At 37.6% G+C, this 26,723-nt stretch carries 23 protein-coding genes and 1 pseudogene; 6 read left to right on the top strand and 18 right to left on the bottom strand.

The features are described from left to right. Positions 1 to 89 precede the first annotated feature (89 nt). Positions 90 to 551: a DUF4268 domain-containing protein gene (locus B3I52_RS00840; RefSeq protein ID WP_293297445.1), complete on the top strand. Its 462-nt coding sequence runs from the start codon at positions 90 to 92 to the stop codon at positions 549 to 551. Positions 552 to 589: 38 nt separating this feature from the next. On the opposite strand, the gene B3I52_RS00835 is transcribed toward B3I52_RS00840, so the two are convergent. Then, positions 590 to 1,726 carry a tetratricopeptide repeat protein gene (locus tag B3I52_RS00835; protein ID WP_293297442.1) on the bottom strand — a complete coding sequence of 379 codons (1,137 nt, stop codon included), beginning with the start codon at positions 1,724 to 1,726 and terminating at the stop codon, positions 590 to 592. A 125-nt stretch (positions 1,727 to 1,851) separates the two neighbouring features. Between B3I52_RS00835 and B3I52_RS00830 the strand changes: the two genes are divergently transcribed. Next, positions 1,852 to 2,151 (top strand): hypothetical protein, encoded by a 300-nt coding sequence (locus B3I52_RS00830; protein ID WP_293297440.1) that lies wholly within the window; start codon positions 1,852 to 1,854, stop codon positions 2,149 to 2,151. 108 nt (positions 2,152 to 2,259) lie between these two features. Here the strand turns inward: B3I52_RS00830 and B3I52_RS00825 are convergent, their stop codons facing one another. Then, complete coding sequence (locus tag B3I52_RS00825; protein ID WP_293297436.1) at positions 2,260 to 4,023, bottom strand: sensor histidine kinase; 1,764 nt, start codon at positions 4,021 to 4,023, stop codon at positions 2,260 to 2,262. Positions 4,024 to 4,207: 184 nt separating this feature from the next. Between B3I52_RS00825 and dnaE the strand changes: the two genes are divergently transcribed. Together dnaE and trxA are read left to right on the top strand one after the other, a co-directional pair. After that, positions 4,208 to 8,638, top strand: a complete 4,431-nt coding sequence (dnaE, locus tag B3I52_RS00820) for a DNA polymerase III subunit alpha (protein ID WP_293297433.1) — start codon at positions 4,208 to 4,210, stop codon at positions 8,636 to 8,638. 132 nt (positions 8,639 to 8,770) lie between these two features. Continuing rightward, positions 8,771 to 9,088, top strand: a complete 318-nt coding sequence (gene trxA / locus B3I52_RS00815; protein ID WP_267759542.1) for a thioredoxin — start codon at positions 8,771 to 8,773, stop codon at positions 9,086 to 9,088. 184 nt (positions 9,089 to 9,272) lie between these two features. Here the strand turns inward: trxA and B3I52_RS00810 are convergent, their stop codons facing one another. The 9 genes from B3I52_RS00810 to B3I52_RS00770 all read right to left on the bottom strand — a co-directional run bounded on the left by B3I52_RS00810 (position 9,273) and on the right by B3I52_RS00770 (position 18,044). Next, a complete protein-coding gene (locus B3I52_RS00810) occupies positions 9,273 to 10,394 on the bottom strand; it encodes an ABC transporter permease (RefSeq protein ID WP_293297430.1) in 1,122 nt (373 codons plus the stop codon). 78 nt (positions 10,395 to 10,472) lie between these two features. Beyond that, complete coding sequence (locus B3I52_RS00805; protein WP_293297427.1) at positions 10,473 to 11,579, bottom strand: ABC transporter permease; 1,107 nt, start codon at positions 11,577 to 11,579, stop codon at positions 10,473 to 10,475. A gap of 2 nt (positions 11,580 to 11,581) precedes the next feature. Continuing rightward, positions 11,582 to 12,388, bottom strand: a complete 807-nt coding sequence (locus B3I52_RS00800) for an ABC transporter ATP-binding protein (RefSeq protein ID WP_293297424.1) — start codon at positions 12,386 to 12,388, stop codon at positions 11,582 to 11,584. 24 nt (positions 12,389 to 12,412) lie between these two features. Then, positions 12,413 to 13,363 carry an ABC transporter ATP-binding protein gene (locus B3I52_RS00795; RefSeq protein ID WP_293297421.1) on the bottom strand — a complete coding sequence of 317 codons (951 nt, stop codon included), beginning with the start codon at positions 13,361 to 13,363 and terminating at the stop codon, positions 12,413 to 12,415. 30 nt (positions 13,364 to 13,393) lie between these two features. Continuing rightward, on the bottom strand, positions 13,394 to 13,750 hold the full coding sequence (locus tag B3I52_RS00790; RefSeq protein ID WP_293297418.1) for a four helix bundle protein: 357 nt from the start codon (positions 13,748 to 13,750) through the stop codon (positions 13,394 to 13,396). A gap of 102 nt (positions 13,751 to 13,852) precedes the next feature. Continuing rightward, complete coding sequence (locus B3I52_RS00785; RefSeq protein ID WP_293297416.1) at positions 13,853 to 14,791, bottom strand: HlyD family secretion protein; 939 nt, start codon at positions 14,789 to 14,791, stop codon at positions 13,853 to 13,855. Positions 14,792 to 14,868: 77 nt separating this feature from the next. After that, the gene (locus tag B3I52_RS00780; RefSeq protein ID WP_293297413.1) at positions 14,869 to 16,128 is read right to left on the bottom strand and encodes a TolC family protein; all 1,260 of its coding nucleotides are present in this window, start codon (positions 16,126 to 16,128) and stop codon (positions 14,869 to 14,871) included. A 51-nt stretch (positions 16,129 to 16,179) separates the two neighbouring features. Further along, positions 16,180 to 16,782, bottom strand: a complete 603-nt coding sequence (locus B3I52_RS00775; RefSeq protein WP_293297410.1) for a TetR/AcrR family transcriptional regulator — start codon at positions 16,780 to 16,782, stop codon at positions 16,180 to 16,182. Positions 16,783 to 17,108: 326 nt separating this feature from the next. After that, a complete protein-coding gene (locus tag B3I52_RS00770; protein WP_293297407.1) occupies positions 17,109 to 18,044 on the bottom strand; it encodes a DUF3078 domain-containing protein in 936 nt (311 codons plus the stop codon). 57 nt (positions 18,045 to 18,101) lie between these two features. On the opposite strand from B3I52_RS00770, the gene B3I52_RS00765 reads away from it, so the two are divergent. Beyond that, the gene (locus B3I52_RS00765; RefSeq protein WP_414691864.1) at positions 18,102 to 19,022 is read left to right on the top strand and encodes a DUF58 domain-containing protein; all 921 of its coding nucleotides are present in this window, start codon (positions 18,102 to 18,104) and stop codon (positions 19,020 to 19,022) included. On the opposite strand, the gene B3I52_RS00760 is transcribed toward B3I52_RS00765, so the two are convergent. From B3I52_RS00760 to B3I52_RS00730, 7 genes are all read right to left on the bottom strand, one after another. Continuing rightward, positions 19,019 to 19,300 carry a GNAT family N-acetyltransferase gene (locus tag B3I52_RS00760; RefSeq protein WP_293297402.1) on the bottom strand — a complete coding sequence of 94 codons (282 nt, stop codon included), beginning with the start codon at positions 19,298 to 19,300 and terminating at the stop codon, positions 19,019 to 19,021. The genes B3I52_RS00765 and B3I52_RS00760 overlap by 4 nt on opposite strands. Before the next feature lie 113 nt (positions 19,301 to 19,413). Further along, entirely contained in the window at positions 19,414 to 20,613 is a 1,200-nt protein-coding gene (locus B3I52_RS00755; protein WP_293297548.1) for an aspartate aminotransferase family protein, read from the bottom strand. A gap of 952 nt (positions 20,614 to 21,565) precedes the next feature. Beyond that, positions 21,566 to 22,027, bottom strand: coding sequence for a periplasmic heavy metal sensor (locus B3I52_RS00750; protein ID WP_293297399.1), 462 nt, complete (start codon positions 22,025 to 22,027; stop codon positions 21,566 to 21,568). Between the two features lie 4 nt (positions 22,028 to 22,031). Next, a complete protein-coding gene (locus B3I52_RS00745) occupies positions 22,032 to 22,646 on the bottom strand; it encodes a hypothetical protein (RefSeq protein WP_293297397.1) in 615 nt (204 codons plus the stop codon). Between the two features lie 34 nt (positions 22,647 to 22,680). Beyond that, the gene (locus B3I52_RS00740; protein ID WP_293297395.1) at positions 22,681 to 23,238 is read right to left on the bottom strand and encodes an RNA polymerase sigma factor; all 558 of its coding nucleotides are present in this window, start codon (positions 23,236 to 23,238) and stop codon (positions 22,681 to 22,683) included. Between the two features lie 5 nt (positions 23,239 to 23,243). Continuing rightward, complete coding sequence (locus B3I52_RS00735) at positions 23,244 to 24,203, bottom strand: transketolase family protein (protein WP_293297392.1); 960 nt, start codon at positions 24,201 to 24,203, stop codon at positions 23,244 to 23,246. A gap of 107 nt (positions 24,204 to 24,310) precedes the next feature. Beyond that, positions 24,311 to 25,156: a transketolase gene (locus B3I52_RS00730; RefSeq protein WP_293297391.1), complete on the bottom strand. Its 846-nt coding sequence runs from the start codon at positions 25,154 to 25,156 to the stop codon at positions 24,311 to 24,313. 218 nt (positions 25,157 to 25,374) lie between these two features. Here B3I52_RS00730 and B3I52_RS00725 point away from each other — a divergent pair. Then, positions 25,375 to 26,723 (top strand): annotated as a pseudogene (locus tag B3I52_RS00725) (hypothetical protein); the annotation flags it as partial.

The raw sequence follows: 26,723 nt of genomic DNA, 5'->3' as shown, positions 1-26,723 counted from the left end.
CTACAATCGGGTTTAATTAAACAAAAACAGTGCTGCTATGAGCCGCTTTTTGGGTACTGCTTTCTAAAATTTTAACTTTTTACTTCACCATGTTTAGCAAAGAAGAAGCCGCAAGGTTACGGCAACAGTTTTGGGTTAGCTTTGGACAATACATGAAACCCATTGTCGGAGCCGAAGGTTTGCCCGTAAATTGGATAAATTATAAAACTGGCGTTAAAAATATTTTCTTCCGTATGGATGCCGAGAAGAAGCATGCCAGCATCGCCATCGAAATAGCGCATCCAGATGCAGGCATTAGAGAATTGTTTTTCGAGCAATTTAGAGAATTTAGACTACTGTTAGAAAGCACGCTAGCCGAACAATGGGAATGGCAGTCGTCAGTTACTAACAACTACGATAAACAGGTAGCAAGAATAGCATGTGCATTGCCCAATGTAAGTGTTTACAATCAACAGCAGTGGCCAAGTATCATTACGTTTCTAAAACCACGCATTATAGCCCTAGATGAATTTTGGACCGACGTGAAGCCTATTTTCGAAGATTTGAAGTAAGGCTGGGTTATAATAAATTCAAGCTGATGCTAACAAAACTACTTTTTCTTAAACTCTTCCATCCGTGTTTTTATATAAGCTATTTGGGGTTTGTCTTCTTCGTTTAACTCCTTATTCTTTAAAAACTGGTTGTAGTAGCTTAGTGCAGTTTTACTTTGCTTTAATTTTAAATCGTACAACAGCCCTAAACGATACTGGATGTTTTTATTACTATCATAGCTTAACCCTTTTTTGTAGGCAGTAATTGCAGCGGTAAGCTGTTGCTTTTCATCGTAAATGCCACCTAACATATTATAATAGGCCGATGTGTTGGGCGAAATTCCCTCTTCTATGGTTCGTTTGGCATAAGCTGCCGCCATTTCGTAATTTTTTAATTCGCGGTAACATAAGGAAGTATAGTAAAGTGTCCCTTCGTTTTGCATCGACATTTGTTCTAGCATTTGGTACAGCGAAATTGCTTTTTTGTAATTTTTCAGAAAGAAATAAGCCTTAGCTACATCGCGTACTACGTTGGCGTCAGTGCCATTTTTCATGAGCTTTTCGCCTGCTACTGCCACTTCGTTATATTTGCTAAGTAAGTTGGCCACTGGTAGCAAGGCTTGTTGTAAAATAAGGTTACTTGTATCGGCCGCAATGGCAATTTTAAGTACATCGTAAGCTGCTTGGTTTTGTTTGCTATTGCGGTAAACCCTAGCTAGGTCAAAAGCTACATCGGCCTCGGTAGCGTTTAGCTTATTTGCCCGTTGTAGGTACTGCTGTTTTAGGGCGGTGCTATCGGTATAATCTGCCAAACGTTTAAAAGCATTAAAGTTATTGCTATCTAACTTTATAATCTGTTGCAGGTATTCGGTTGCGGTTTTCGTATTTCCTCTCCTCGAATTAATATTTGCCAAGCTAAACAGCACCGGAATTTGCTGTGGTTGAAGTTCGTTAATTTTATGGTAATTCTTTTCTGCATCTGCCAGTTTACCGGCCATCATATTACAATAAGCAATTTGTGTTAGCACTTTAATATCATTTGTTTCTGCCGGATAAAGGGTGCTTAGGTAATTGGCCGCCTCTGCATACCGTTGGGTTTGGTAAAGCTCTAAAAGTTTCTCTTTGTCTAAGGCATCTTGTGCAAAACAAATAGAACTTATCAATGTAAAAAGCAAAAGGAACGATAGTTTTTTCATTCAACTAAATTATTAGTTGTTTTTAAGAAGTCCAAATGTTTTCTAAATAAAAATTATTGAAAGCAAACAAAACCTCTGTAGAAATGGTTGTAAAGATAAGTTTATCAATTAACAAAAGCAGTTTTATGGAAACGTTAAAAAAATTCGAATTAATGGAGAAGATAGTGAGAGAGCTCGAAGATTTGCAGCATTCGCAACAGGCTATTATCCAAAAAATAGGAAAAATTGAAGTAGATAATATTGAACTTGGCGATAAAAAATTGGAGCAAGATTTGCCCGATATGCACCAAAGAGTGGCAGATAACTTAGAGGCCATTGTAGGTATCTTAGATTATTTTGCCAACAAAACAGAAAAATTTGACAACAAAAACAATGTTGATGAATTAAAAGAGCAACAAGCCATTAATGGAGCTGTTGGTAAATAATATGCAAACTTGATAAAGAGAGGGGAGCTATTTTGTTTGTGCAGGGGGAAGACGATTTACTGTGGTAATGTTCTTCGCTTTGTTACCTATAACAAAGTAGCTTTTTTGTTAACCGTGTGTAGGAACTGTAACACAAAAAGTGGTGCCTACGCCCAGTTCGCTACTTACTTCAATATTGCCACCATTTCTGCTCATAAAATCTTTACAGATCATTAGCCCTAAACCTGTGCCTTTTTCGTTTTTGGTTCCTCTAGACGAAATATTTTCCTCTTTAAATAGCTTTTCCAAGATAGTCTTCGAAATGCCAATACCAGTGTCCTTAATGCAGACTTTAAGCATCCCATTAGATTGATAAGCTGCGGTAATTAAAATTTCGCAACCTTCATTACAGAATTTAATGGCATTGTTTAATAAGTTTCTAATAACAATTTGAAACATTAACAAATCTGCGTAGGCTATTTCATTAGGAAAAACATCGTGCAATATTTTTACTTTTTTGAGCGATGCAGAAGATATGTGGTAATTAATTTCGTTCAGGATAATGTTTCTCACATTGAAAAATTCTTTTTTAATGCCAAAGCCTTTTAATTGGCTCCTAGACCAATGCAAGATGTTTTCGAGCAGGTCGGTAGTATAAACAATGTCTTTGCTCAATACCGGAGAAAGTGCTTTAAACTCCTCGTCGCTAATTTGGTTGTAAGAAAACATTTTCAATACTTCCGAAAGATTTACCATGGGACCCCTTAAATCGTGGGCAATGATAGAGAAAATGCGATCTTTTAACTGGCTTACCTTCTCTAGTTCTAATGCCTGTTCTTTTGCCATTAAAGCATCTTTTTTAGCTACAGTTAAATCTTGAAGCTTAATAATTGTAAAAGCACTGTTTAATTTGTTCTCTTGCTGTATCAATATCTCCACTTCAAAATAAATGGTTTTATCTCTAACGGTAGCTTGTAGCTCTATCTTACAGTTGGTAGCCGCTTCAATTTTCTTTATCAGCGCTGGTTGGTGGGGGAAGATGTCTTGGATCGCTGTGCCTATAACCTTTTGCCTTGCAGGTAAATCAGTAAATTGATGTAGCGCAGAATTATAGTCGATAACCCGATGTTTTTCATCGACCACTAAAAAACCATCGCTCATTAAATCCAATACTTTTTCGCGGGCAATGGGAACAATATCGAACAGCCTAAAACGGTAAATGCCCAGAAAAATTAAAAAACTTGTTAGTATAAACGTAAAAGGAGTGATGTCGATAAATCCTAAAGGTCTAAGTCCTAAAAGATAGCACAGGTTGCCTATCCACGGAATAACTGCTGCGATAATTATGCTGTAATTCTGTTTTTTGTAAATAGGATCTGAGCTTTTAAACTTATTAAAAATGAGGTAGCAACCACAAGCTAAAAGCGAATAAAAATATATTGTAAAGATGCGGTACCAAATTCCAGGATGTATTTTTAACACAGGAAACGACGTATAGTTAACCATGCTTACCTCTTTGTAGTGCAGGTGGTGCAAAGGGTTGGTCCAAACCATTAGTATGGTAGTAATAGGTACAATAAGTATAATAGCCAGGTTGTGCGGCTTTTTGTACCAACATTCCTTATTGCAAAAGCTAAGACAAAACAGAAACCAATTTAAAGGCAATGTAGCAATGCCAACGTATTCAATGTTGATAAAGAACAAAGCCTGATGGAGTGTGCCACTGGCAAGTTCTAGTCCGTAAGCAATAGACCAGATGGCGTTAGATCCCATCATTAAGCCAAACCAACGCACTACTGTTGTGCCTCTTTTAAAGATATAAATTGCCATTATAGCTGTTAACGTTCCAAAAAAAAGGAGAACTAGTGCGTAGCTATTTAATGTAAAACTCATATCGGTTAATTGGTGTTAGAGCATTTTGGAATAAAAGTAAGCAAATTTATTTATAGAACTTACAATAAAAGAAAGTGCGTAGCCCAACAAAAAGCTTCATTAACAATACTTCGTAGATGTTGATAATTTGGTGACTAAAGAGGGGCTACTTTTCACTAATTTTGATATTCTCATTTTCTCAGCTATGTACTTAATTTTTGATACTGAAACCACAGGTTTGCCACGTAATTTCAATGCGCCAATTACCGATACGGATAACTGGCCACGTTGTATCCAGATTGCTTGGCAACTGCATGATGAGTTGGGTAATTTGGTAGAGCATCAAGATTATTTAGTAAAGCCCGAAGGTTTTAATATACCTTATGATGCAGAGCGTATTCATGGTATTTCTACAGATTTGGCCGAAGAGCAAGGTATTGCTTTAGCAGAGGTATTGGTGAAGTTTAACGAAGCGTTGGGTAAAGCCAAGTTTGTAGTTGGGCAGAACATCAAGTTCGATATCAATATTATGGGCTGTGAACTTCACCGTTTTGGTGTAGAAAGTTCGTTGGCTAATATGCCAGTATTGGATACCTGTACAGAAGTTACGGCAGATTTATTGAAAATTCCGGGAGGTAGGGGCGGTAAGTTTAAACTGCCCACCCTTACAGAACTGCACCAATACTTATTTGGAACGCCATTTGGCGAAGCGCACAACGCCACTGCCGATGTGGAAGCAACTACGCGTTGTTTCTTGGAACTGATTAAAAAGCAGGTTTTCACCAAAGAGGAACTTCAGGTTGATACCGATTATTTTCTGCGTTTCAAAGAAGCTAACCCGTTCCCAATTGAGCCTGTTGGCTTAAAACATATTAATTTAAAGGCCGCTTCGGATGAAATTAGAAAGAGAAAAGGTGCAGATACAAGTGGTGTTTCTAAGCAAACTTTAGCAGACAACAAAGCTGCCTTAACCGATGCTACTTTTGTTCATTTGCATAACCATACGCAGTTTTCGGTATTACAAAGTACCATTAGTGTACCTGCGTTGGTAAAAGCTGCGGTAGAGAATGGTATGCCTGCGGTAGCCATAACCGACCATGCCAACATGATGGGGGCTTTTCACTTTGTGAACAACGTACTTAACCATAACAAAGGCGCCGAAGCCAAAAACAAAGAAGCTGTAGAAAAAGGCGAAACACCCACGGCACAAATTATTAAACCAATTATAGGTGTAGAGTTTTTTGTGTGCGATAATCATACTGATAAAACCAGAAAAGACGATGGTTATCAGGTTGTTTTCTTAGCGAAGAACAAGCAAGGCTATCACAACCTGGCTAAAATGTCGTCAATAGCTTATACCAAAGGCTTTTATTACGTGCCAAGGATAGATAGAAATGTAGTAGAGCAATACAAAGACAACCTGATTGTTTTAACGGGTAATATGTATGGCGAAGTTCCTAGTAAAATCTTAAATATTGGCGAAAAGCAGGCAGAGGAGGCTTTACTTTGGTGGAAAGAACAATTTGGCGATGATTTCTACATAGAGCTGATGCGCCACGGTCAGGAAAATGAAGACCGTGTAAACGAAGTGTTGGTTAAAATGGCAGCAGAACATCAGGTTAAAATGGTGGCCACCAACAATACTTATTATGTAAACAAGAAGGATGCTCACGCCCACGATATTTTATTGTGCGTGAAGGATGCCGAGAAGCTTGCTACGCCAATTGGTCGTGGTAGAGGCTTTAGGTATGGTATGCCTAACCACGAATATTATTTCAAATCTGCAGAGGAGATGAAAACCCTCTTTGCCGATGTGCCAGATGCGATTATCAATATTCAGGAAATTATTGATAAAATAGAGATTTACAAACTGGCCAGAGAAGTGCTCTTGCCAAAATTTGATATTCCCGAAGAGTTTGCAGTAGCCGAAGACGAAACAGATGGAGGCAAAAGAGGAGAGAATAAATTTCTTCGTCATTTAACCTATGTTGGGGCCGAGAAACGCTACGGCGAACTCACGCCAGACATTACCGAGCGTTTAGACTTTGAGTTGCAAACCATCGAAAAAACAGGCTACCCCGGTTATTTCTTAATTGTACAAGATTTTATTGCCGAAGCTAGGCGAAGAGACGTTTCTGTTGGCCCGGGTCGTGGTTCTGCTGCGGGTTCTGCGGTAGCATACTGTTTGGGTATTACCAATATCGACCCCATTAAATACGACCTCCTTTTTGAGCGTTTCCTTAATCCAGACCGTGTTTCTATGCCCGATATCGATATCGACTTTGATGACGAGGGGCGTGGCCGTGTAATGGATTATGTTATCAATAAATATGGTTCTAGCCAGGTGGCGCAAATTATCACCTATGGTACCATGGCGGCAAAATCTTCTATTAGAGATACGGCTAGGGTATTAGATTTACCACTTTTCGAGGCAGATAAAGTTGCCAAATTGGTGCCTAACATGAAGCTGGCGAAAATCTTCAATTTAGAAGAAAAAGCCTTAAAAGAAGCTTTACGTCCAGATGAGTACGAAAATGTAAACTTGTTAAAGGATCTAGCTTCGGGAAAAGATTTAGCGGCCGAAACCTTACAACAAGCAATTGTATTGGAAGGTTCGGTGCGTAACACGGGTATCCACGCCTGTGGGGTAATTATTACACCAGATGATATTACCAATTTTGTACCCGTAGCCACGGCAAAAGACAGTGATTTGTACGTTACCCAGTTTGATAACTCGGTGGTAGAAAGTGCTGGTTTGTTAAAGATGGACTTTTTGGGCTTAAAAACGCTCACCTTAATTAAGGATACCGTAAAACTGGTTAAAAAGCGCCATAACATAGATCTAGATCCAGATAATTTCCCGATAGATGATGTAAAGACCTACGAGCTTTTCCAGCGTGGCGAAACCGTTGGTATTTTTCAATACGAAAGTCCGGGGATGCAGAAATACATGAAGGAACTAAAACCTACGGTATTTGGCGATTTAATTGCCATGAATGCGTTGTATAGGCCAGGGCCGATGGAGTATATCCCTAGTTTTGTTCGCCGTAAGCACGGAACAGAACCCATTACCTACGATTTAGATGCTTGTGAAGAGTACTTAAAGGAAACTTACGGAATTACCGTTTACCAAGAGCAGGTAATGCTTTTATCGCAAAAGTTGGCTGGTTTTACCAAAGGCGAGGCCGATATTTTGCGTAAGGCAATGGGTAAAAAGCAGAAAGATGTACTGGATAAAATGAAGCCTAAATTTGTAAAACAGGCATCAGAAAAAGGACATGCTGCTGCAACTTTAGAAAAAATTTGGAAAGACTGGGAAGCATTCGCATCCTATGCCTTCAACAAATCGCACTCAACTTGTTACGCTTGGATTGCTTATCAAACCGCGTATTTAAAGGCGCACTATCCGGCAGAGTATATGGCTGCGGTACTTTCTAACAACATGAGCGATATTAAGCAGGTAGCCTTTTTTATGGAAGAATGCCGAAATATGGGCGTGCCTGTACTGGGGCCAGATATAAACGAATCTGATATGAAGTTTTCGGTAAATGCCAAGGGCGAAGTTCGTTTCGGTTTATCGGCGGTAAAAGGAGTAGGAGAGAAAGCCGTTGAAAGTATTATTGAAGAAAGAGTACAAAATGGCCCTTACCCGTCTGTTTTTGAGTTTGCGAAACGTTCTAATACCCGTATTGTAAATAAAAAAGCTTACGAGAGTTTTGTATATGGTGGCGCTTTCGATGCGTTTGGCTACCATAGGGCGCAGTATTTTTTTATTGGTGCCAACGATAAATTAAACGGTATAGAAAAGCTGATTAAGTACGCCAACGATTTCCAGAATAACCAAAACTCTTCGCAATCGTCGCTTTTTGGAGGTTCTAAGGCCGATTTAATTTTAGAACCTGCTTTTGCAACAGCACCAGAATGGGGCTTAATCGATAGGTTGAAATATGAAAAAGATGCCATCGGAATTTTCCTTTCAGGACATCCATTAGATGATTATCGCTTTGAATTAGAAAGATATTGCCCTTATCAAGTGAGACACCTCACTACCATTAACAAAATTAGAACTGGCGATACCAATGACGAAGTTTTGTCAGATTTTGAAATGTTGAAAAACAGAGAGTTGGTAGTTGGAGGTTTGGTAGCTGTGGCTTCGCAGCGTATTACCAAAACGGGTAAGCCCTTTGGTATTTTTACATTCGAAGATTATGACGATAGCTGTGAAATAGCCTTGTTTGGAGACGATTTCTTGAAATTTAAACAGTTTTTAACCGAAGGTTATTTCTTGCAAATACGTGGTAAGCTGGGCCTGCGCTTTGGTAAAGAAGGCGATTGGGAATTTAAAATCACTTCAATGGATTTGCTTTCGGGGCTTCGTGATAAATTAACTAAATCATTAACACTTCAATTTCCAATAGAAATTGTAAACGATGATTTTATGCAGCAAATACAAGAAATTTTAGAAGAAAACAAAGAAAGTACAGAAGCGCAAAACTGTAAACTCAATTTCGAAGTGTATGATATAGAAAAAGGCTTGAAATTGGAATTACCTTCTAAAAACAAGAAAATAAATCCGAATAATGAGTTTTTAAAAAAGATAAAAGAAATAAACTTTGTAGATTATAAACTTAATTAGGGAGAAGAATAAAATTGCAGTAACCAATAAACAAATGGCTAATGAACCAATGAACAAAAGTGTGTCAAATTGACAAGATACTTTTGATGGTATGACAATTGATAATATATTTGTAACATAAAAAATTTAGATATGGCTTTAGAAATAACAGATGCTAATTTCGAAGAATTAGTATTAAAATCGGATAAACCTGTTTTAGTAGATTTTTGGGCAGAATGGTGTGGCCCTTGTCGTATGGTTGGTCCAGTAGTAGAAGAAATTGCTAAAGAATACGAAGGTAAAGCTTTAGTGGGTAAAGTAAACGTTGACAACAACCCTCAAATTTCGATGCAGTTCGGTATCCGTAATATTCCGGCTTTGTTGTACTTTAAAGGTGGCGAAGTAGTAGATAAACAAATTGGTGCAGTGCCAAAATCAGTATTGGCAGGCAAGTTAGATAGCCAATTGTAAAAGTAGGTTTTACTTATTTCAATCATATATTAATCCTGATGTGTTTTAGCGCATCGGGATTTTTTTATGAAGTGGCTTTAAACTGTTAGCAACCAATAGAAGAAACTAGCGATAATTGCTGCCAACAAAAGGAATATCTTCGTAATTAAAAAACGTTTTTATTGTTCGTGCTTATCTGTTTTTATTAACTCGTCTTTTTATAATTCCAAATTGCCAAGCCGTTCAATAAAGCTGCAAATCCAATCATGATAACAAAATGATATTTGATGTCGGCAAAACCGCTACCTTTTAATATGATCATTCGTACCACCTCAATAAAGTAAGTTACAGGAATACACTTTGCTATGAAGTAAGCCCATTGCGGCATTCCGTCGAGCGAGGTAAACAAACCGCTCATCAACATAAAAATCATAATAAAGAAAAAGGCTACCGACATTGCTTGCTGCTGTGTTTCGGCAAAGGTAGAAATGAGTAAACCTAAGCCCAATAAAGCAACTAAATAAATGGATAAATAGCCATACAATAAAAACAAATTGCCAACCGGAACAATGCCATAAACTAATCTTGCCACAACAAACAAACCCACGCTAAACACAAACATTCCGATTGCCCAAAACGGAATGAGTTTGCCCAAAATAAACTGATATTTTTTTATCGGTGTAACGTTAATTTGTTCTATTGTTCCCACTTCCTTTTCTTTTACAATATTTAATGCACACATATACGAGCCCACCATTGTAACTAATATTACTAGTATGCCCGGCACCATAAAAAAACGATAGTTCATGAACGGATTGAACCAATTTGAAGATGCTACAGTTATAACAGGTGCAGTATTAAATTTATCGGGCTGAAACCATTGCAGACGAATGTCGGCGTTGTATGCGGTTATTATTTGATTTAGATATGCGCCACCCAAACCCGCTTTTACACCATTAATTGCATTAACTGCAATAAATAATTTTTGCTCGTTTTCACGAACCAAGTTTTTTTCGAATCCTTGCGGAATTTCTAAAATTAAATCTGATTGATCTTGCTCGATTTGTTTGAAAGCGGTGTTGAATGATGGACTATAATCAGCCAAACGGAAATATCCCGAAGCGGTAATTTTAGAAATAAGATGGCGTGAAAATGCGCTATGGTCGTGGTCAACGATTGAAATGTTGATGTTCTTCACTTCGTAATCTGCCGCCAACGGAAGTATGAGCAATTGCACTATCGGCACAACAAAAATCAACGGCAACAACGCTTTGTTCCGAAAGATTTGTTTGAACTCTTTTTGTAGTAAAAATTTAAGCGTTCTCATTTTTTTTAGTTGATAATTGATAATTGAGAGTTGATAATTAATTTTCCATTCTTCACTCTCCACTCTCCATTCTCTACGCTAACCAAGTCTATTTTTAAAAGTTTTTAAACTGATAAACAACAATAAGCAAGTTGTTGCAAGCAGAATAAGTGTTTCTTTCCATATCGCTGCAAAGCCCAAACCTTTTATCATGATTGATTTTACCATGATATAATACCATTTTGCGGGAACGATATTGCTAATTACTTGCAAGGGAACAGGCATGTTTTCTATCGGAAACATAAAGCCTGTAAACAACAAGGTGGGCACTAACATTCCCATCATCGAAATAAGCATTGCTGCTTGTTGCGATTGTGTGACGTTCGAAATAAGTAAACCTAAAGAAAGGGCTGTAATAATTAGTAAAATACTTTCTGCAAACAGTAGTAAAATACTGCCGTTAATTGGCATATCCAAAAGTGTTACACTCAGAATAAGAATAACGGCAAGGTTTATAATGGATAACAATAAATACGGAATTGCTTTTGCTATAATAACTAAAAAGGGGTTAAAGGGAGATACCAACAGCACTTCCATGGTGCCGTTTTCTTTTTCACGAACAATAGAAACGGAAGTCATCATTACACAGACCAACATTAGCACCAATGCCATAACGCCCGGCACAAAATTGGTGGCGCCTTTCAGTTCGGGATTGTACAACATTCGTATTTCGGGAACAATGCGAAACGGAACGACGTTATTTTTCATCAAGCCCTGCTGATAATCCATAATAATTGCAGAGGCATAATTTGTTAATGTATTAGCGGTGTTGGGGTCTGAAGCATCGGCAATAATTTGTATTTGTGCCTGATGGAGATGTGACAAATCCTTATTGAAATTAGCAGGGAAAATAATTGCTAATTTGATGTTTCCTGCTTTAAATGCTTCTTCAATTTGTTGATGGCTGAGCAGTGTTTCTTGAATATCAAAATTTTGACTTGCTTCTATTTTGTTGATGATTTGCTGCGTAGCCTCGTCTTTGGCGTAATCGCAAATTACGATTTTGGCATTTTTGATTTCGTTGGTAAGTGCAAAACCAAATAAAACAATTTGCACAATAGGCAAACCAAATAGCATTAACAGCGTTTTCTTATCGCGAAAAACGTGATAAAATTCTTTTCTTACAAATGATAAAAACTGTTTCATTTTTAGTCTGATTTTCTTTTCGCTCCTCTGGCCAATTCAAAAAACACATCATCCATGGATGAAGCAGAAAATTGTTTTTTTAAATTGCTTGGTGTGTCCAATGCTTTTATTACTCCGTCCACCATCATCGAAATCCGATGGCAGTATTCGGCCTCGTCCATGTAATGTGTAGTTACAAAAATGGTAATGCCCCTGTCGGCTGCTGCATAAATTAAATCCCAGAACTGCCTGCGAACAATAGGGTCAACGCCACCTGTGGGCTCATCCAAAAAAACAATTTTAGGTTCGTGCAGTATGGCAACAGAAAAAGCTAATTTTTGTTTCCAGCCTAATGGCAACGAAGAAACTAATTTTTTAGCTTCGTTTTGCATACCCAATGTTTCAATCAATTCGTTGCTTTTTACTTTAAGTTGCTTATCCGTTAAGCCATAAATACCTCCAAAAAATTGTATGTTTTCCAATACGGTTAAATCTTCGTACAGTGAAAACTTCTGGCTCATATAGCCGATATTTTTTTTTATTTCTTCGGTTTGTTTGTAAATGTCGAAACCTGCAATGGTAGCGTTTCCAGATGAAGGTATTGAAAGCCCACAAAGCATTTTCATTGCAGTTGTTTTTCCTGCGCCGTTTGCACCGAGAAAGCCGAAGATCTCACCTGCATACACTTCAAAGGTTATTTCGTTGGTAGCGATGAAATCGCCGAAACGCTTGGTGAGTTTGTCTGTTTTTATGACGACTTCTTTTTCAATTGACAATTGACAATTGACAGTTGACAATGACTTGTTTGCTTGGTTATTATTTTGTTCCATACTTTTTTAATTGTCCATTCTCAATTATCCATTGTCAATTGATTGGTCCATTAAACGAATAAAACAATCTTCAATAGTTGGGGTAATTTCTTTAATTACCAGTTCTTTATGCCCGCTTTCAATCAACATCTTCTCTATGTTGCTTATTTTAAATTTTCTATTCTCAATTATCGGTTCTCCACTATTTATTGTAATATGATGAAATTCGCCAAAGGCATTGCAGGTTTTTATTTCGTGGTTTTTCCGTAAGTCTTGTAACAGTTTGCCCATATCGTTTGCCTTTATTGCAAAGAGGTTCTCAGGAAATTGGTTGATGATATTTTTAGGTGTATCAATAGACATAATTTCTCCGTTTTGCATTAGTGCAATGCGTTCGCAAAGTGTGGCCTCGTCCATATAAGGTGTAGAAACCAAAATGGTAATACCTTGTTGTTTTAAGCTTTTCAGCATTTCCCAAAATTCTTTTCTTGAAACGGTGTCCACGCCGGTGGTTGGCTCGTCTAAAAATAATACCGTAGGGCGATGAATTAAAGCACAGCACAAAGCCAATTTCTGTTTCATCCCTCCCGACAATTTTCCTGCTCTGCGGTCTTTGAACGGTTCGATCTGTACATAAATGTCTTTAATTAAATCGTAGTTATCTTGTATTGTGGTGTTAAAAACAGAAGCGAAAAAGTTTAGATTTTCTTCGACCGTTAAATCCTGGTACAAAGAAAATTTTCCGGGCATATAGCCTACGCTGCTGCGAATGTTTTTATAGTCTTTAATTACATCAAAACCCTTTACAGAAGCCGTACCGCTATCGGGTAAAAGCAAAGTAGTGAGTATGCGGAAAATGCTTGTTTTCCCTGCTCCATCAGGGCCAATTAAACCAAACAATTCGCCTTTGTTTACGGTAAAGGAAACATCGTTTACTGCTTTTACTTTGCCTTTGTTGTAGGTTTTTACAATGTTATTTAATACAACGTCTTTCATAATTGACAATGGACGGTTGACAATGGATAATTATTTTTTTAGCGTAGTCTTTGTGCTTTTAACAATACTGATTAAAAGTTTGAGTATTTCTGAACAATCTTTTTTGATTGATTGAAATTCTGCTTCATTCAAGTATTCCGTATCTTTCATCAGTATCAACCAATATTCCGTTTCGTTAGCTTCTTTCAAAGCAACATTCATTTTATTCAGAAAATCTGCTTTTGATTGAGCGTGTTCTGCCTCACGGATTAATGCTCCGATAGCTGTTCCGCTTCTTAACATTTGTTTGGAAAGCACAAATTCTTTTTTCTCCTGTAATAGAAGTTTGTACAACTTCACTATTCTAATTGCAAAGGCATACGATTTAACGGCAACTATATTTTCCATACTTATATTAATTGACAGTTGACAAGTGACAGTTGAGAATGACTTGTTTGTTTATTATTTTGTTCCATACTTTTTTAATTGTCCATTGTCAACTATCCATTGTCAATTAAACAAAATTTCGCCATACATACCGATTTTGTAAGTACCGTCATTTTTTACATATACTTTAATGGCATAAACTAAATTGGCTCTTTCATTTTTTGTTTGAATGGTTTTAGGCGTAAACTCCGATTTGTCGTTGATCCACATTATTTTTCCTGTTGCTTCTTTGTAACCGCCTTTCCCGTCATCGGTAAGTACTTTTACGTTTTGGTTCAGTTTTATTTGTGGCAGCTGGTTGCCGGTAACGTAAACTCGCAAAATGATATTTGATAAATCGGCAATTTTATAAAGAGGTTTCCCTGTTACTGTCATTTCGTTTGTTTCGGCATATTTTGCAAGTACCGTTCCGTTTATGGGATTTATAATTTTGCATTTGTCCAATTGGTCGTTCAGTTGCTCAATCTGAACTTGCAGAGGCAACACGTCTTTACCAATGCTCTCGGTAGAAATATCTAATGACGATTTTTGTGCTTCAATTTGTTTTTTTATTACATCAATTTGTGCATTAACGTCGTCTAATTGTTTGCGTGGTGCGGCATCTCCATTTACTAAATTGGTAATGCGTATTTTTTCTTTTTGTGCAGTAGCAAGTTGCGATTGCAGCGCCGCTAACTGTGCCGGTACATTTGGCTTTCTACTTGTAGTGGCCTTCATTTGTGCCAGAAGCTGTTTTCTCTTCAAATACAACTGCAAGCTGTCTATGTAGCCAATTGCTTGTCCTGCTGCTAATGTTTGCCCTTCTTCCACATCAAACTGTTTTATTGTTCCTGTGGCTTCTGATGATATAATGGTTTCTTCTGCCTCAAACGTTCCCGAAGCATCGAATGAAACTTTGTTGTTGCAAGCAGACAAAATAATAGCGATAGCAATTATTTTGAATGAAGAACTGAAAGCTGCGAATTGAGCATTCCCTTTTCTATTCGTTTGTTGTTTATTCATTGCTTTTTGAATTTTCTGTTGCTAAATATTTTTGTATTTTTCATTTTTAGTATGTTTAAATTTTCCACTCTCAATTTTCAATTTCCTGTTGTTGTTTGATAGTTGTACTGAGCCATTAAGAGCTGTATCTCGTGTAAAATCAAACTTTGTCGTGCTTGGTCTTCGGCATTTACAGCAATAAGATAATCGTTGGTGGTAGCTGTTCCGTTTTCCAATTGAATTTTAGTGGTGTTTTTCACACTTTTACGAAGTGAAATAATGTCGCTGTCGGTTACAATTAGTTCTTGCACTTTTATTATTTCAGCGTTCTGTTGGCGTAAATTTAGATTGGTATTGAATAAAAATGTTTCTCGCTGAATGTCTAAGGAATTTTGATTGATCGAAAGATTTTTCTTTTCATTATTATAGGTGTAAAAGCCTGTCAAATTCCAATTCAACCGTAAACCACCAATGTAGTATCCCTTAAAATCGTTACTTAACATATTTAACGCAGGCCTGCCCAAGCCACCTTGAAAAAACAAGCTGAAACGTGGAAGATTTTTAGCAGTAATCAACTTGTTTTGCAAGTCAAACGTTTTTTTCTGCAAGTCGTACAATTTCAATTCTGGGCGATTGATGGTATTAGAAACAACTTGCGGTGTCGGTTTCGTTAAAATGGTATTCCCACCAATTGTTTGGCCAATAAAGTACGCTAACATTTCTGCATAGCCATTTCGTATGGCTTTCAGTTCAATAGTTCGCTGATTGGCTTTTAATAATTCGGCTTTCAGGATATTTAGGTTGCTTGTTATTGCTGTACCGTTTTTAATGGCAACGTTTGTTTTCTCCATTCCGCTTTCAATATCTTTTTTGAGCAAAGTTGTTTGTTGTATTTGCTCATCAATTAATAATATACCGAAATAGAGTTGGTTTATTCGCTCTCTCAGCTTATAGAGTTCTACTTCTACTTTCTGCGTTTCCACCTGTGCATTTGTTTCAATCAAATTTTTATTGTCTTTTACCACAAACAGATCGGTAATAGGTTGCGATACTTCGCTATAAAGCCTATATTGGTCTTTGCTAATGGTAGGGATATTAATATTTGGCAACGAAATGGGTAAGTGCGTTACTGCCGATTGATAGGTTGCCTGCCCTGCAATGTTGAACTGTGGTAAATAACCTTTGTTGGCATTTTCGATAGAATATTCTTTAGATTTCTCTATCAGTTCGTATTGCTTTATCAATGGAAAATTTTGTTTTGCCAATGTATAGCAGTTGTTAAGGGTTAATGATTGGCCGCTTACATAGCCAATAGCAATTAACCAACAACTAATAGTTAAAAGTATGTGCTTAATCATTTTATTTGTCATTTTGTTTTAATCGTTTGATTAACCTTTGGGTAGAAAATATTACGCTTCTAACATGGCTTTTGCCCATACAGCAACCAATTTTTTTCTTTCTTCCATAAGGGCGTCGAAGTTGGTGTTGTTGGGAAATAATATTGGTTTGGCAATGAATGGAAAGAGTGTCATTCCCAGTAGGGAAGCAATAAAATGTATCGGTTCAACATCTGGTCTTTTCTCACTAAACTGACGGATAATGGATGAATTTTCTAAAAATTCCTGTATATGGATTTTGTTTTTAAGGCTATCGGGATTAGTTCTGATTTCGCTGAGAATGAATAAGGGTAATTCAGGGTTTTTAACCAGGAGGTTGATGTAATTTTCTGCAAGAAGTTCCATTTTTTTCTCTAAAGTAAGCGCATCGTTATTCACGATAGGAATAATTACACCAAATAACTGTTGCAATTTTTCTACCATAATCTGCTGGAACAATTTTTCTTTGCTTCGGAAATAGTAATTTAATAAAGCCAAGTTTATTCCTGCTTCTTCGGCAATGTCTCTGGTTCTTGTAGCTGCATATCCTTTTTGCGTAAACACATTGCGGGCTGCTTCTTTTATTTTTTCTTCTGTTGTAGTGTCTAATGCTTTCGTTTCTTTCTGCTTTGTCATTTTGGTTTAAAAAATGTTTTCGGAGATAAATTTATAGAATGTTTTTAGTTTATACAAAAATTTTAATCATTTGATTAAAGATTTTGTTGGGTTTGAGAAAGAGGGTGGGAGATGGACATCCTGATTAACCGCCATAATATGAACGTATTAACAAAAGAAGTGTGGCAAAGGCCAAGATATAGGCCTTGCACTTAAGGCGTATGAGCGGATATCCCGAATAATTTTAGGACAAGTCTGACTAATACAAATTTTAGTAATTTAACTGCTTTTAAACAACAAATCCTTTCCAAAAAAATGAAAAGGATTTGTTAAGTGTTTTGCTTGGATTAATACCTCCCGAATTTGTAGGTAAGCCCAACGCCTAAGGTTTCTTTTAACTGTAGTTTGCCAATTTGATTGTCATCGTAAAATAAATCGGCAGTAATTTGGGTAGAAATAAATTTGTTTACTTTCATGTCTAAAATTGCCGAGTAAGAAAGCACCATATTTTGTGGTTTTTCTAAATAATTGGTAAAAATACCGAAGCGATTATCTAATAAAATGTTTTCCATTAGTTTTACTTTATAGCGGCCACCAATATAGGCTCCTAATTGATAAACCAAGCTTTCGGTTGGTTTTGCACCGTAAGCATCTGTTAAAATACCATCTTGGTCTGGATCAAACACTGCTTTATCGGCAATAATGGTAAACCTTGAGGTTAAAGGGTGTATGCTTAAGTTAAAGTTATCGTTCGGGATATAATCGATACCCAGCCCTAAGGTTACATAACCAGGAGAAAATAGGTTGGAGATGTAGCTTTGTGCAGGCTTGCCATAATCGTAGCCTTTGGCAAATTGGGTTTTAAGGTTTAAAGCTGCGGCACTATACCAATTGCTTTTACCTAATTGATAACCATATTTAGAAGTGAAATCTATGATGTCTTCTACTTTAGTAGCTCTGCTTCCTTCTTCAGATCGTAGCCCATAACCACCTAAAATGCGGTTTTCCCAAAGATTTTTACCTTTTTTTAAGTTAAACTCGTAATCGGCACGTGCTGTTAGCGCAATAGCGTTAATACCCCCAGCTATCCAGTTAGAAAAAGCAGCCTGGTTAAGTAGCAAAGTGTTGGTTCCTCTAACGGTCCAGCCTTCTTGTTTTTGAGCGGTATCTAATTTGTTGGCTAATTTGGCGCTTTCGGTATTTACTTTGCCGCCTTTTACGGTTTGTGCAGTAGCAGTACCACTAATTAAAGCGGCGATCATTAATAATAGACTTCTCTTCATATGATGTTTTTTTAGAAATGGCAAAGCTAATAAAAATCTTTTCATTAGCTTTAGGGTATGCAAATGCCACAAAAACCCGACGAGATTAGATTTGAAAGCAGTTTAGAACTATTGGCAAAGCAGGTGGTAGAAGGTTTTATAACGGGCTTGCACAAAAGTCCGTTTCATGGGTTTTCGGTAGAGTTTGCCGAGCATAGGCTCTATAATAATGGCGATAGTGTAAAAAGTATTGATTGGAAGCTTTTTGCCAAAACGGATAAGTTATTTAGTAAACGTTACGAAGAAGAAACCAATTTGCGCTGCCAGTTTGTGATTGATGTTTCTTCGTCGATGTATTTTCCTAACGGTAGCTACAATAAGCTTACTTTCTCGGTACAAAGTACAGCGGCATTAATTTATTTGTTAAAGAGACAACGAGATGCTTTTGGTCTAAGCTTGTTTACCGATGAGCTGAAACTAAACACACCCGCAAAATCTACCAGTGTACACCAAAAGTTTTTATTTAGCAAGCTAGAGGAAATGTTGGCTGCTTCTTCCTTAAATGTACCAACAGATTTGTCTGCCGCCTTGCACCAAATAGCCGATTTAATTCACAAGCGCTCGTTGGTGGTTATTTTTAGCGATATGTTGCAAACGGCAAATAGTACCGATAGGATAGATCAGCTATTCTCTGCGCTACAACATTTAAAATTTAATAAACACGAAGTAGTTGTTTTTAATGTGGTAGATAAAGCCAAGGAGCTTGATTTTAATTTTGAAAACAGGCCTTACGAATTTGTAGATATGGAAACGGGTGCAGTATTAAAAACTCATGCTACTAAAGTAAAAGCCGCTTATTTAGAACAAATGACCGATTATAGGAAAAAATTAGCCCTAAAATGTGCGCAATATAAAATTGACATGGTTGATGCAGACATTAACGTCGGTTTTAACCAAATTTTAGAAGCATACTTGATCAAAAGACAAAAAATGTCTTAAAACAGTACGTCTGCAATATCAGGGGTTTTATCAAAAACCGATTTCGCAAAGGGGCACAGCGGCATAATTTTTAATTGATGAGCTCTGGCATAGGCCACTGCTTTCATCACCAATTGTAGGCCAACGCCTTTGCCCTTAAAATCGGGGTTTACTTCGGTATGGTCTATAATAAATTTGCTTGGTCCGGCCCAAGTGTAAGTCATTAAGCCAGCTTCTTTGTTGTCTTCTACTGCTTTAAAAAAGCCTTTTCTTTCTTCGTTTTCTTGAATGATGTTCATGTTCTTTAAATTTTATCCTAAAGTAGATCCTGAAATAAATTCAGCGCTTGCGCCGAGCATCGGAGGTGACGCTAAACACCGCTCCGTCATGCCTAATTTATTTCAGCATCTGTTTAATTAACAGTTTTAGTTATCGCTTCAATATTTTTAAGGATAATCGCACAAGCTTTTTTAATTTCTTCGGCTGTAATGGTAAGCGGGGGAGCAATGCGCATGGCATCGCTACAATGTAAAAACCAATCGGTAATAATACCGTCTTGTAGGCAAGCATCAATAATTGCTTTGTTAGTTTCAAAACTATCGAAACCTATGGCAAGCATCAAGCCTTTTCCTCTAATTTCTGTAATAGATGGATGTTGTAAGAGCTGTTTGAAAAGTTGCCCTTTTGTTTCTACCTGAGCTACTATTTTTTCGTCTAATAAAGTGTTTAATGTGGCCAAACCGGCAGCGCAACACACCGGATGCCCGCCAAAGGTAGTCATATGCCCTAAAATTGGATTGTAAGACAATACCGACATGATTTCTACCGAGCTAATGAAAGCACCAATAGGCATACCCCCACCAATGCCTTTTGCTAGTAATAGCACATCGGGTACTACGTTATAATGTTCAAAAGCAAACATTTTTCCGGTTCGGCCAAAACCCGATTGTATTTCGTCAAAAACCAAAAGTGTCCCTGTCTCATTGCATTTAGCTCTTAAAGCTTCCATGTAGGACTGGTGGGCAACTCTTATGCCCGCTTCGCCCTGTATAGGCTCAATAAAAACTGCAGCGGTTTCGGTAGTAATTTTTGCTAAATCATCAATGTTGTTATGGTTAATAAAGTTTACGTGAGGTAAAAACGGGCCATAACCTTTTGAATAATAATCGCTGTCCATTAAACTTTCTGCGCCCTGTGTACTGCCGTGATAAGCATTTTTACAAGCTACAAAGCCTTTTCTGCCAGTGTATCGTTTGGCTAATTTCATGGCACCTTCTACAGCCTCGGCACCAGAGTTTACAAAATAAGTGCTATTAAGGCTTGTTGGTAAAACCGAAGCTAAAGCGGTAGCAAAATTTACCTGCGGACTTTGTACAAATTCGCCGTAAACCATTAAGTGCATATAGGTTTCGGTTTGTTTTTGTACTGCTGCCACTACATTTGGATGGCAATGTCCCACATTACTCACACCAATACCAGCAATTAAATCCATATATTCTTTGCCTTCGGTATCATAGATATTTACACCTTTTGCTCTCACAAATTCGAGTAATAATGGACTGTCTGATGTTTGGGCGTTATGTTTTAAAAAGAGTTGTCGTTGGGTAAGCATAGTGTAAAAGTAGTGCATTTAACTAGTATTTTTTTGAAAATAGCGTCAAATCTAAAAGAAAAGAATCTTCTGCTTTTTCCTTAAACTAAAGTGATGGCAAATAAGGTGGTAATAAGAAGCTGTTTAAATTTCAATAAGAATAAATACATAGGCGGGTGATGACACCTGCCTACAGCCCATAGCTATAATTTGTTGTCACCACCAAACCCAACCTGTAAAATATTAATATCATTTTTAAACAGCTTCTAAAAGTAGTTCAGTAATGCTAAGGAAATATAAAATATTTATACTGGCAATCATAGTCATGTTATATTCTAGTTTAAGAGATATTATTTTCGGATTTTAGTCGAACTTTAGTCGGACAGAATTGTCATAAGTCCGACTAAAGTCCGTTGTAACTCCGTCTAAAACCCGTTGTAACTAATTACTTTTACGCGTAGTGTATTATCAATAGGATAATAAATAATTGATATACAGGTGTTTGTACATGAAATTTAAATCCTCCCTCTGCCCCCCCTCCAAGAGGGGGATATGCAAATCGTGTAGTTATACGCCATGTGTCCCCCTTTGGAGGGGGCAAGGGGGAGGAGAACTAACTAAATCAATAATGCGCTACGGTTGCTTTTATGCAACCATAACCTTTACAAGGTATAATGTGAAGAAAGCTTGATGGTATAATTGAAGTGTTGTAAAAACTGTTTAAGCTCAGTTAAGTATTCTACCTTTTGTTAGCTTGAATTTATATCAGGTTTAGTAAAGGTAAAGTAGTTGTAAACCAGTTAAATAACTGTTAACTTTAAGTTTGTGTTATTCGAAGACTCTTACAAAAGCCTTGGTGTTAAAATACCAAGGAACAACATTTATTGAAATAATATTCGATGTATTACAGACATTTTAATAAAGAAATAAAAGAAGCTAGGTGCTTTGCTTTTTTTTAGATTTACAGACCTAGTTAATTTGTAGGCGGCGTGGGTCTTGCAGCCCTGTATTGTTGTAAGATTTCTTTTTTAAAAGCTTCTTGGGCCCTATAAAATTTGCCTACGGTTTTAATTGGTAAATTAGATTTAAACTTGTTGTAATACCTGCGTTCTATGTTTAGGTCGCGTTGTCTAAAGTTAAAATCATTTAAAATTAAGGTTTGAATTTCCTCATCGTCCAAATCTTCAATCTCCTTCAATTTTCTAAAGCTGATCATTTTTTGAGAACGTTCTTTTCTTAGGGCAGATAGGTCTCTTACGTAATCATTATAAATTGGCCAGAAAATTTTAGCGTCTTCGGCAGAGAGATCTAATTTGGTGGTTAACCAAGCTACTTTTCTAGCTTCCATTTTTTCGCCATTTCCCCCATGTGGGCCTTGCGCTATAGCTAGGAAGGGAACAACAGCTAGCAATAGGGTAAAAATAAGGTTTTTCATACACTTATAAATTATTAGGTAGTTCATTGGTAGAAAAATTTTCTAAAATATAGTGTTCCATTTCTCCATCGGTCATGTTCACTGTTTTAACATTCTGATTTTCCTGTATGTACTCCAGAATGACGCTTTCGTCAATATCATACAATAGTTGTTCTTTGGCCAGTTCTGTTTTGCGAAGCTGTTTTTCGTTGTGGCGTTGGCTGGTAAACCAAGCTGTTGTAGCCATAACAACAAAAGAAGCAGCAATTGCATATTTTAATAGGGGTTGTTGCCAAAGTTTAATTGTTTTTTGGGTTCCTATTGTTTTTGTTGCTATGCGTTGCTGCAAGTTGTTAAAATAACCAGCAGGTACAGTAAACCCTTGTGTTTTTTTATTGTGTAGCTGTTCTAATGCAACTCTGCTAGTAATTTTTTCTTCAAGTGTTTCAAAATAATTTGCAGGAGTATGGAAGCCTAAATGCTCGTTTTTTTGCAGCGAACTTATAAATACAGACTGATTAATTCTTTCTCCAAGCTCCTCAAAATAATTTGTAGGAACTGTAAAAGAATTAGATTTTTTCAGTTTAGCTAAATGTGGCGCTTCGTTTTCCCATTCCATATTTTCGGCCATTTTACTCATTTGTTATTTATTGATGTTTTTTAAAGCAAAAGGTTTAATGCAAATCTTCATTTATTAATATTGCTTCTATTTTTTTTACGGCAATATGAAACGAGGCTTTTAGCGCACCTACGGTGGTTCCTAAAACCGCTGAAATTTCTTCATATTTCATGTCATCAAAATACTTCATGTTAAAGATGATACGTTGCTTTTCGGGCAGGGTAAGTATAGCTTCTTGTAGTTTGCGCTGAATTTTATCGCCATCAAAGTGGGCTGATGAAGCTAGGGTTTCTGCTAACTCGGAGTTTACTTCATCTAATGAAATATTGTTCCGGTTTTTCTTCTTGTTAAGGAAGGTGATGGATTCGTTGGTAGCAATTCTATAAATCCAGGTGTAAAGTTGCGAATCGTTACGGAAATTATGGAGGTTTTTCCAAACCTTAACAAAGGTTTCTTGCACAAGGTCATCGGCATCATCGTGGTCTATAACCAAACGGCGTATATGCCAATAAATTTTTTGCTGATACTTTTGTAAAAGCAAGTTGAAGCCTATATTTCGAGTTTTTTCCTCGTTAAATTTAGAAATAATCTCTGCGTCTTCAACTTGCTTCATGAATTTTACTTTGCTTTTCTCGACATTGCTTTTTGTGCAGCAGCTACAATGTCGGATGGATCTAGCTTATATTTTGTCATTAACTGATCTGGAGTTGCGCTTTCGCCAAAACTATCATCAACAGCTACAAACTCTTGCGGTACCAAATAAGTAGTTGTTAAAAAGCGTGCAACACTTTCTCCTAAACCGCCAAATTTATTATGCTCTTCGCAAGTTACAATACATCCTGTTTTCTTTACCGACTTTAAGATGGCTTCCTCGTCTAAAGGTTTAATGGTATGGATGTTTATAATTTCGGCATTAATGCCTAGCTTTTCTAGTTCTTCGCCAGCTTGGATAGCTCTCCAAACCATGTGGCCGGTTGCAACTATGGTTACGTCTGTACCTTCGTTTACCATCCAGGCTTTGCCAATTTCAAATTTTTGGTCTTCTGGCGTAAATACTGGAATTACCGGACGGCCAAAACGTAAATACACTGGGCCTTCATAGTCCATAATGGCCAAGGTTGCTGCTTTGGTTTGGTTGTAATCGCAAGGATTAATTACTACCATTCCCGGCAACATTTTCATTAAGCCTATATCTTCTAAAATTTGGTGTGTGGCTCCGTCTTCACCTAAGGTTAAACCCGCATGTGATGCGCAAATTTTTACGTTTTTACCCGAGTAGGCAATTGATTGGCGAATTTGATCGTAAACTCTGCCGGTAGAGAAATTAGCAAATGTTCCGGTAAAAGGTATTTTTCCGCCAATAGTTAATCCGGCCGCAATGCCCATCATATTAGCTTCTGCAATTCCTACTTGCACAAAACGATCTGGAAAATCTTTAATAAAAGCATCCATTTTTAAAGAGCCTACTAAATCGGCACATAGTGCAACAACATTTTCGTTTCTTTTTCCTGCTTCATGCAGGCCAGCTCCAAATCCGGAACGAGTATCTTTTTTTTCTGTATATGTATATTTTTTCACGATGTACTTATTTTAAATTATGGGTGTTTAAGCTTGCTTTGCAGGTTTTCGTGCTCAAACCCTTTTGTTTTAAATTTCCTCAACTTCCTCTTAAGGGAGCAAAAGGGCTAGTAATCTCCTATAGTTTCTTTAATTTGCCCTAATGCGCTTTCCAATTGGGCATCATTTGGAGCAGAACCATGCCATTTATGCGTGCCCACCATAAAATCTACACCGTAACCCATTTGTGTACTCATTAAATTTAAAATAGGTTTTCCCTTTCCGGTTAAAGACTTTGCGTATTGCAATGTTTTTACAATTTCTTCCATGTTATTGCCATTAGAAGTAATTACATGCCATCCAAAGGCCTCAAATTTGGCGTGCAGGTTTTCTAACGAAAGTACTTGTTCGGTAGGTCCATCAATTTGTTGGCCGTTGTAGTCTATACTTGCAATAATGTTATCTACTTTATTGTGAGGAGCAAACATAAATGCCTCCCAATTTTGACCTTCTTGTAATTCCCCATCGCCCAAAAGTGCATATACTAAAGACTTATCGCCGTTAATTTTCTTTGCAAGTGCTGCGCCAATGGCTACAGAAAGGCCCTGGCCTAAAGAACCAGAGGCAACGCGTACGCCCGGCAAGCCTTCATGTGTGGTGGGGTGTCCTTGTAATCTCGAATCTAATTTTCTAAAAGTGGCCAGTTCGCTAACGTTAAAATAACCAGATCTGGCTAATACGCTATACCAAACTGGAGAAATATGGCCGTTTGATAAAAAGAAAAGATCTTCATCCTTACCGTCCATGTTAAATGAAGTATTATGGTTTAATACTTCGAAGTATAACGCTGTAAAAAAATCTGCGCAGCCCAAAGAAGCACCGGGGTGTCCAGATTGCACTGCGTGTACCATTCTTAAAATATCTCTTCTTACTTGAGAAGCAATATCTTCTAGTTCGCTGATTGTATGTTTCATCAAAAAAAATTGTTATCTAACAAAGTTAGTCTAAATATCCGTTTGAGCAGTATAATAACGGTTTTATTTGTAAAAGAATGGTCAATGTTGTCTTTGTAGTTTTCCACATTTCACTTTTTTTACATAAAATAAATGTTGATAAGTTTGGTATATTCGAAAATATACTTTTATTTTGAGTAGATAATTACCCAAAAATCAACAAACTAAACGCCTTGCTCATGAGAATTTTTACCTTATTAACATTCTTGTTTTTTTCTTTTGCTGCTGCTGCCCAAACTGGTGCGGTAGGTATTGGCACGAGCACACCTAATTCGAAATCGGTTTTGGATATCTACTCCACGAAAAAGGGCTTGTTAATTCCTCGACTTACAGCGGTTCAACGAGAAACGCTCCAGGCTAGCGGGGCTATTAATGTCGCTATTAATGGGTTGTTAATCTATAATACTTCAACCAATAAATTCAACGTATGGAGTACAGATAAATGGGAAGAACTGTCGGTAGGTACAGGGCTTAAAGGCGACAAGGGAGATAAAGGTGATAAGGGTGATGCCGGTGTTAAAGGGGATGCTGGGGCTAAAGGTGATCAAGGTGTAAATGGCGATAAAGGAGATAAAGGCGACAAGGGCGATAAAGGAGATAAGGGTGATGCCGGAGCTAAAGGAGATGCTGGAGCTAAAGGTGACCAAGGTGTAAATGGCGATAAAGGGGATAAAGGTGACAAGGGTGATGCTGGTGCAAATGGAGTAAATGGAATTAATGGAGCTACAGGGCCGCAAGGGCCTAAAGGTGATAAGGGTACTGATGGACTCAAGGGAGATAAAGGTGATAAAGGTGATCAGGGCGATAAAGGTGATAAAGGTTTGGCTGGTATAAATGGATCGGTTTGGTCTAATGGCAATCTTAATCCTCCTGTGTTGGCATCTGAGCCTACAGGTGCAAAAGATGGTGACTATTACCTTAATAATGCTAATGGGAAGGTGTTTATTAGAATTGGCAATACATGGCAGGAGGTGGCTAATTTAACTACGGGTATAGTTGGGCCTATTGGGCCGGCAGGTGCGCAATGGTATAATGGCACGCTTAGTCCTCCTAGTGTAGCTAATGAACCAAGCGGTGTAAAAGAAGGCGACCTTTATTTAAACAATACTAATGGAGATGTTTATAAAAGGCAGGCCGATGGCACTTGGATTTCGATTGCTAACTTAACAACGGGTATAGCAGGCCCCCAAGGCATTAAAGGAGATACAGGAGCACAAGGTCCAATTGGATTGACTGGCAGCAAAGGCGATAAAGGAGATGTGGGGGCAGTTGGACCTATGGGGCCACAGGGATCAATTGGTCCGTTAGGACCAACAGGTTTAACTGGAGCTACTGGGGCGCAAGGCCCGGTAGGCGCAACGGGTTTAACCGGAGCCAAAGGCGATAAGGGAGATAAAGGCGACAAGGGTGATACAGGAGCAACAGGATTACAAGGAGGTGTTGGCCCTATTGGTTTAACCGGGGCTAAAGGCGATAAGGGCGATAAAGGCGACAAGGGCGATACAGGCGCAACAGGATCACAAGGAAG

This window comes from Pedobacter sp. UBA4863, assembly GCF_002399615.1.
Classification (GTDB): Bacteria; Bacteroidota; Bacteroidia; order Sphingobacteriales; family Sphingobacteriaceae; genus Pedobacter.
Note: the sequence above shows the minus strand (reverse complement) of the source record. Positions and strands in the feature narration are given on the sequence as shown.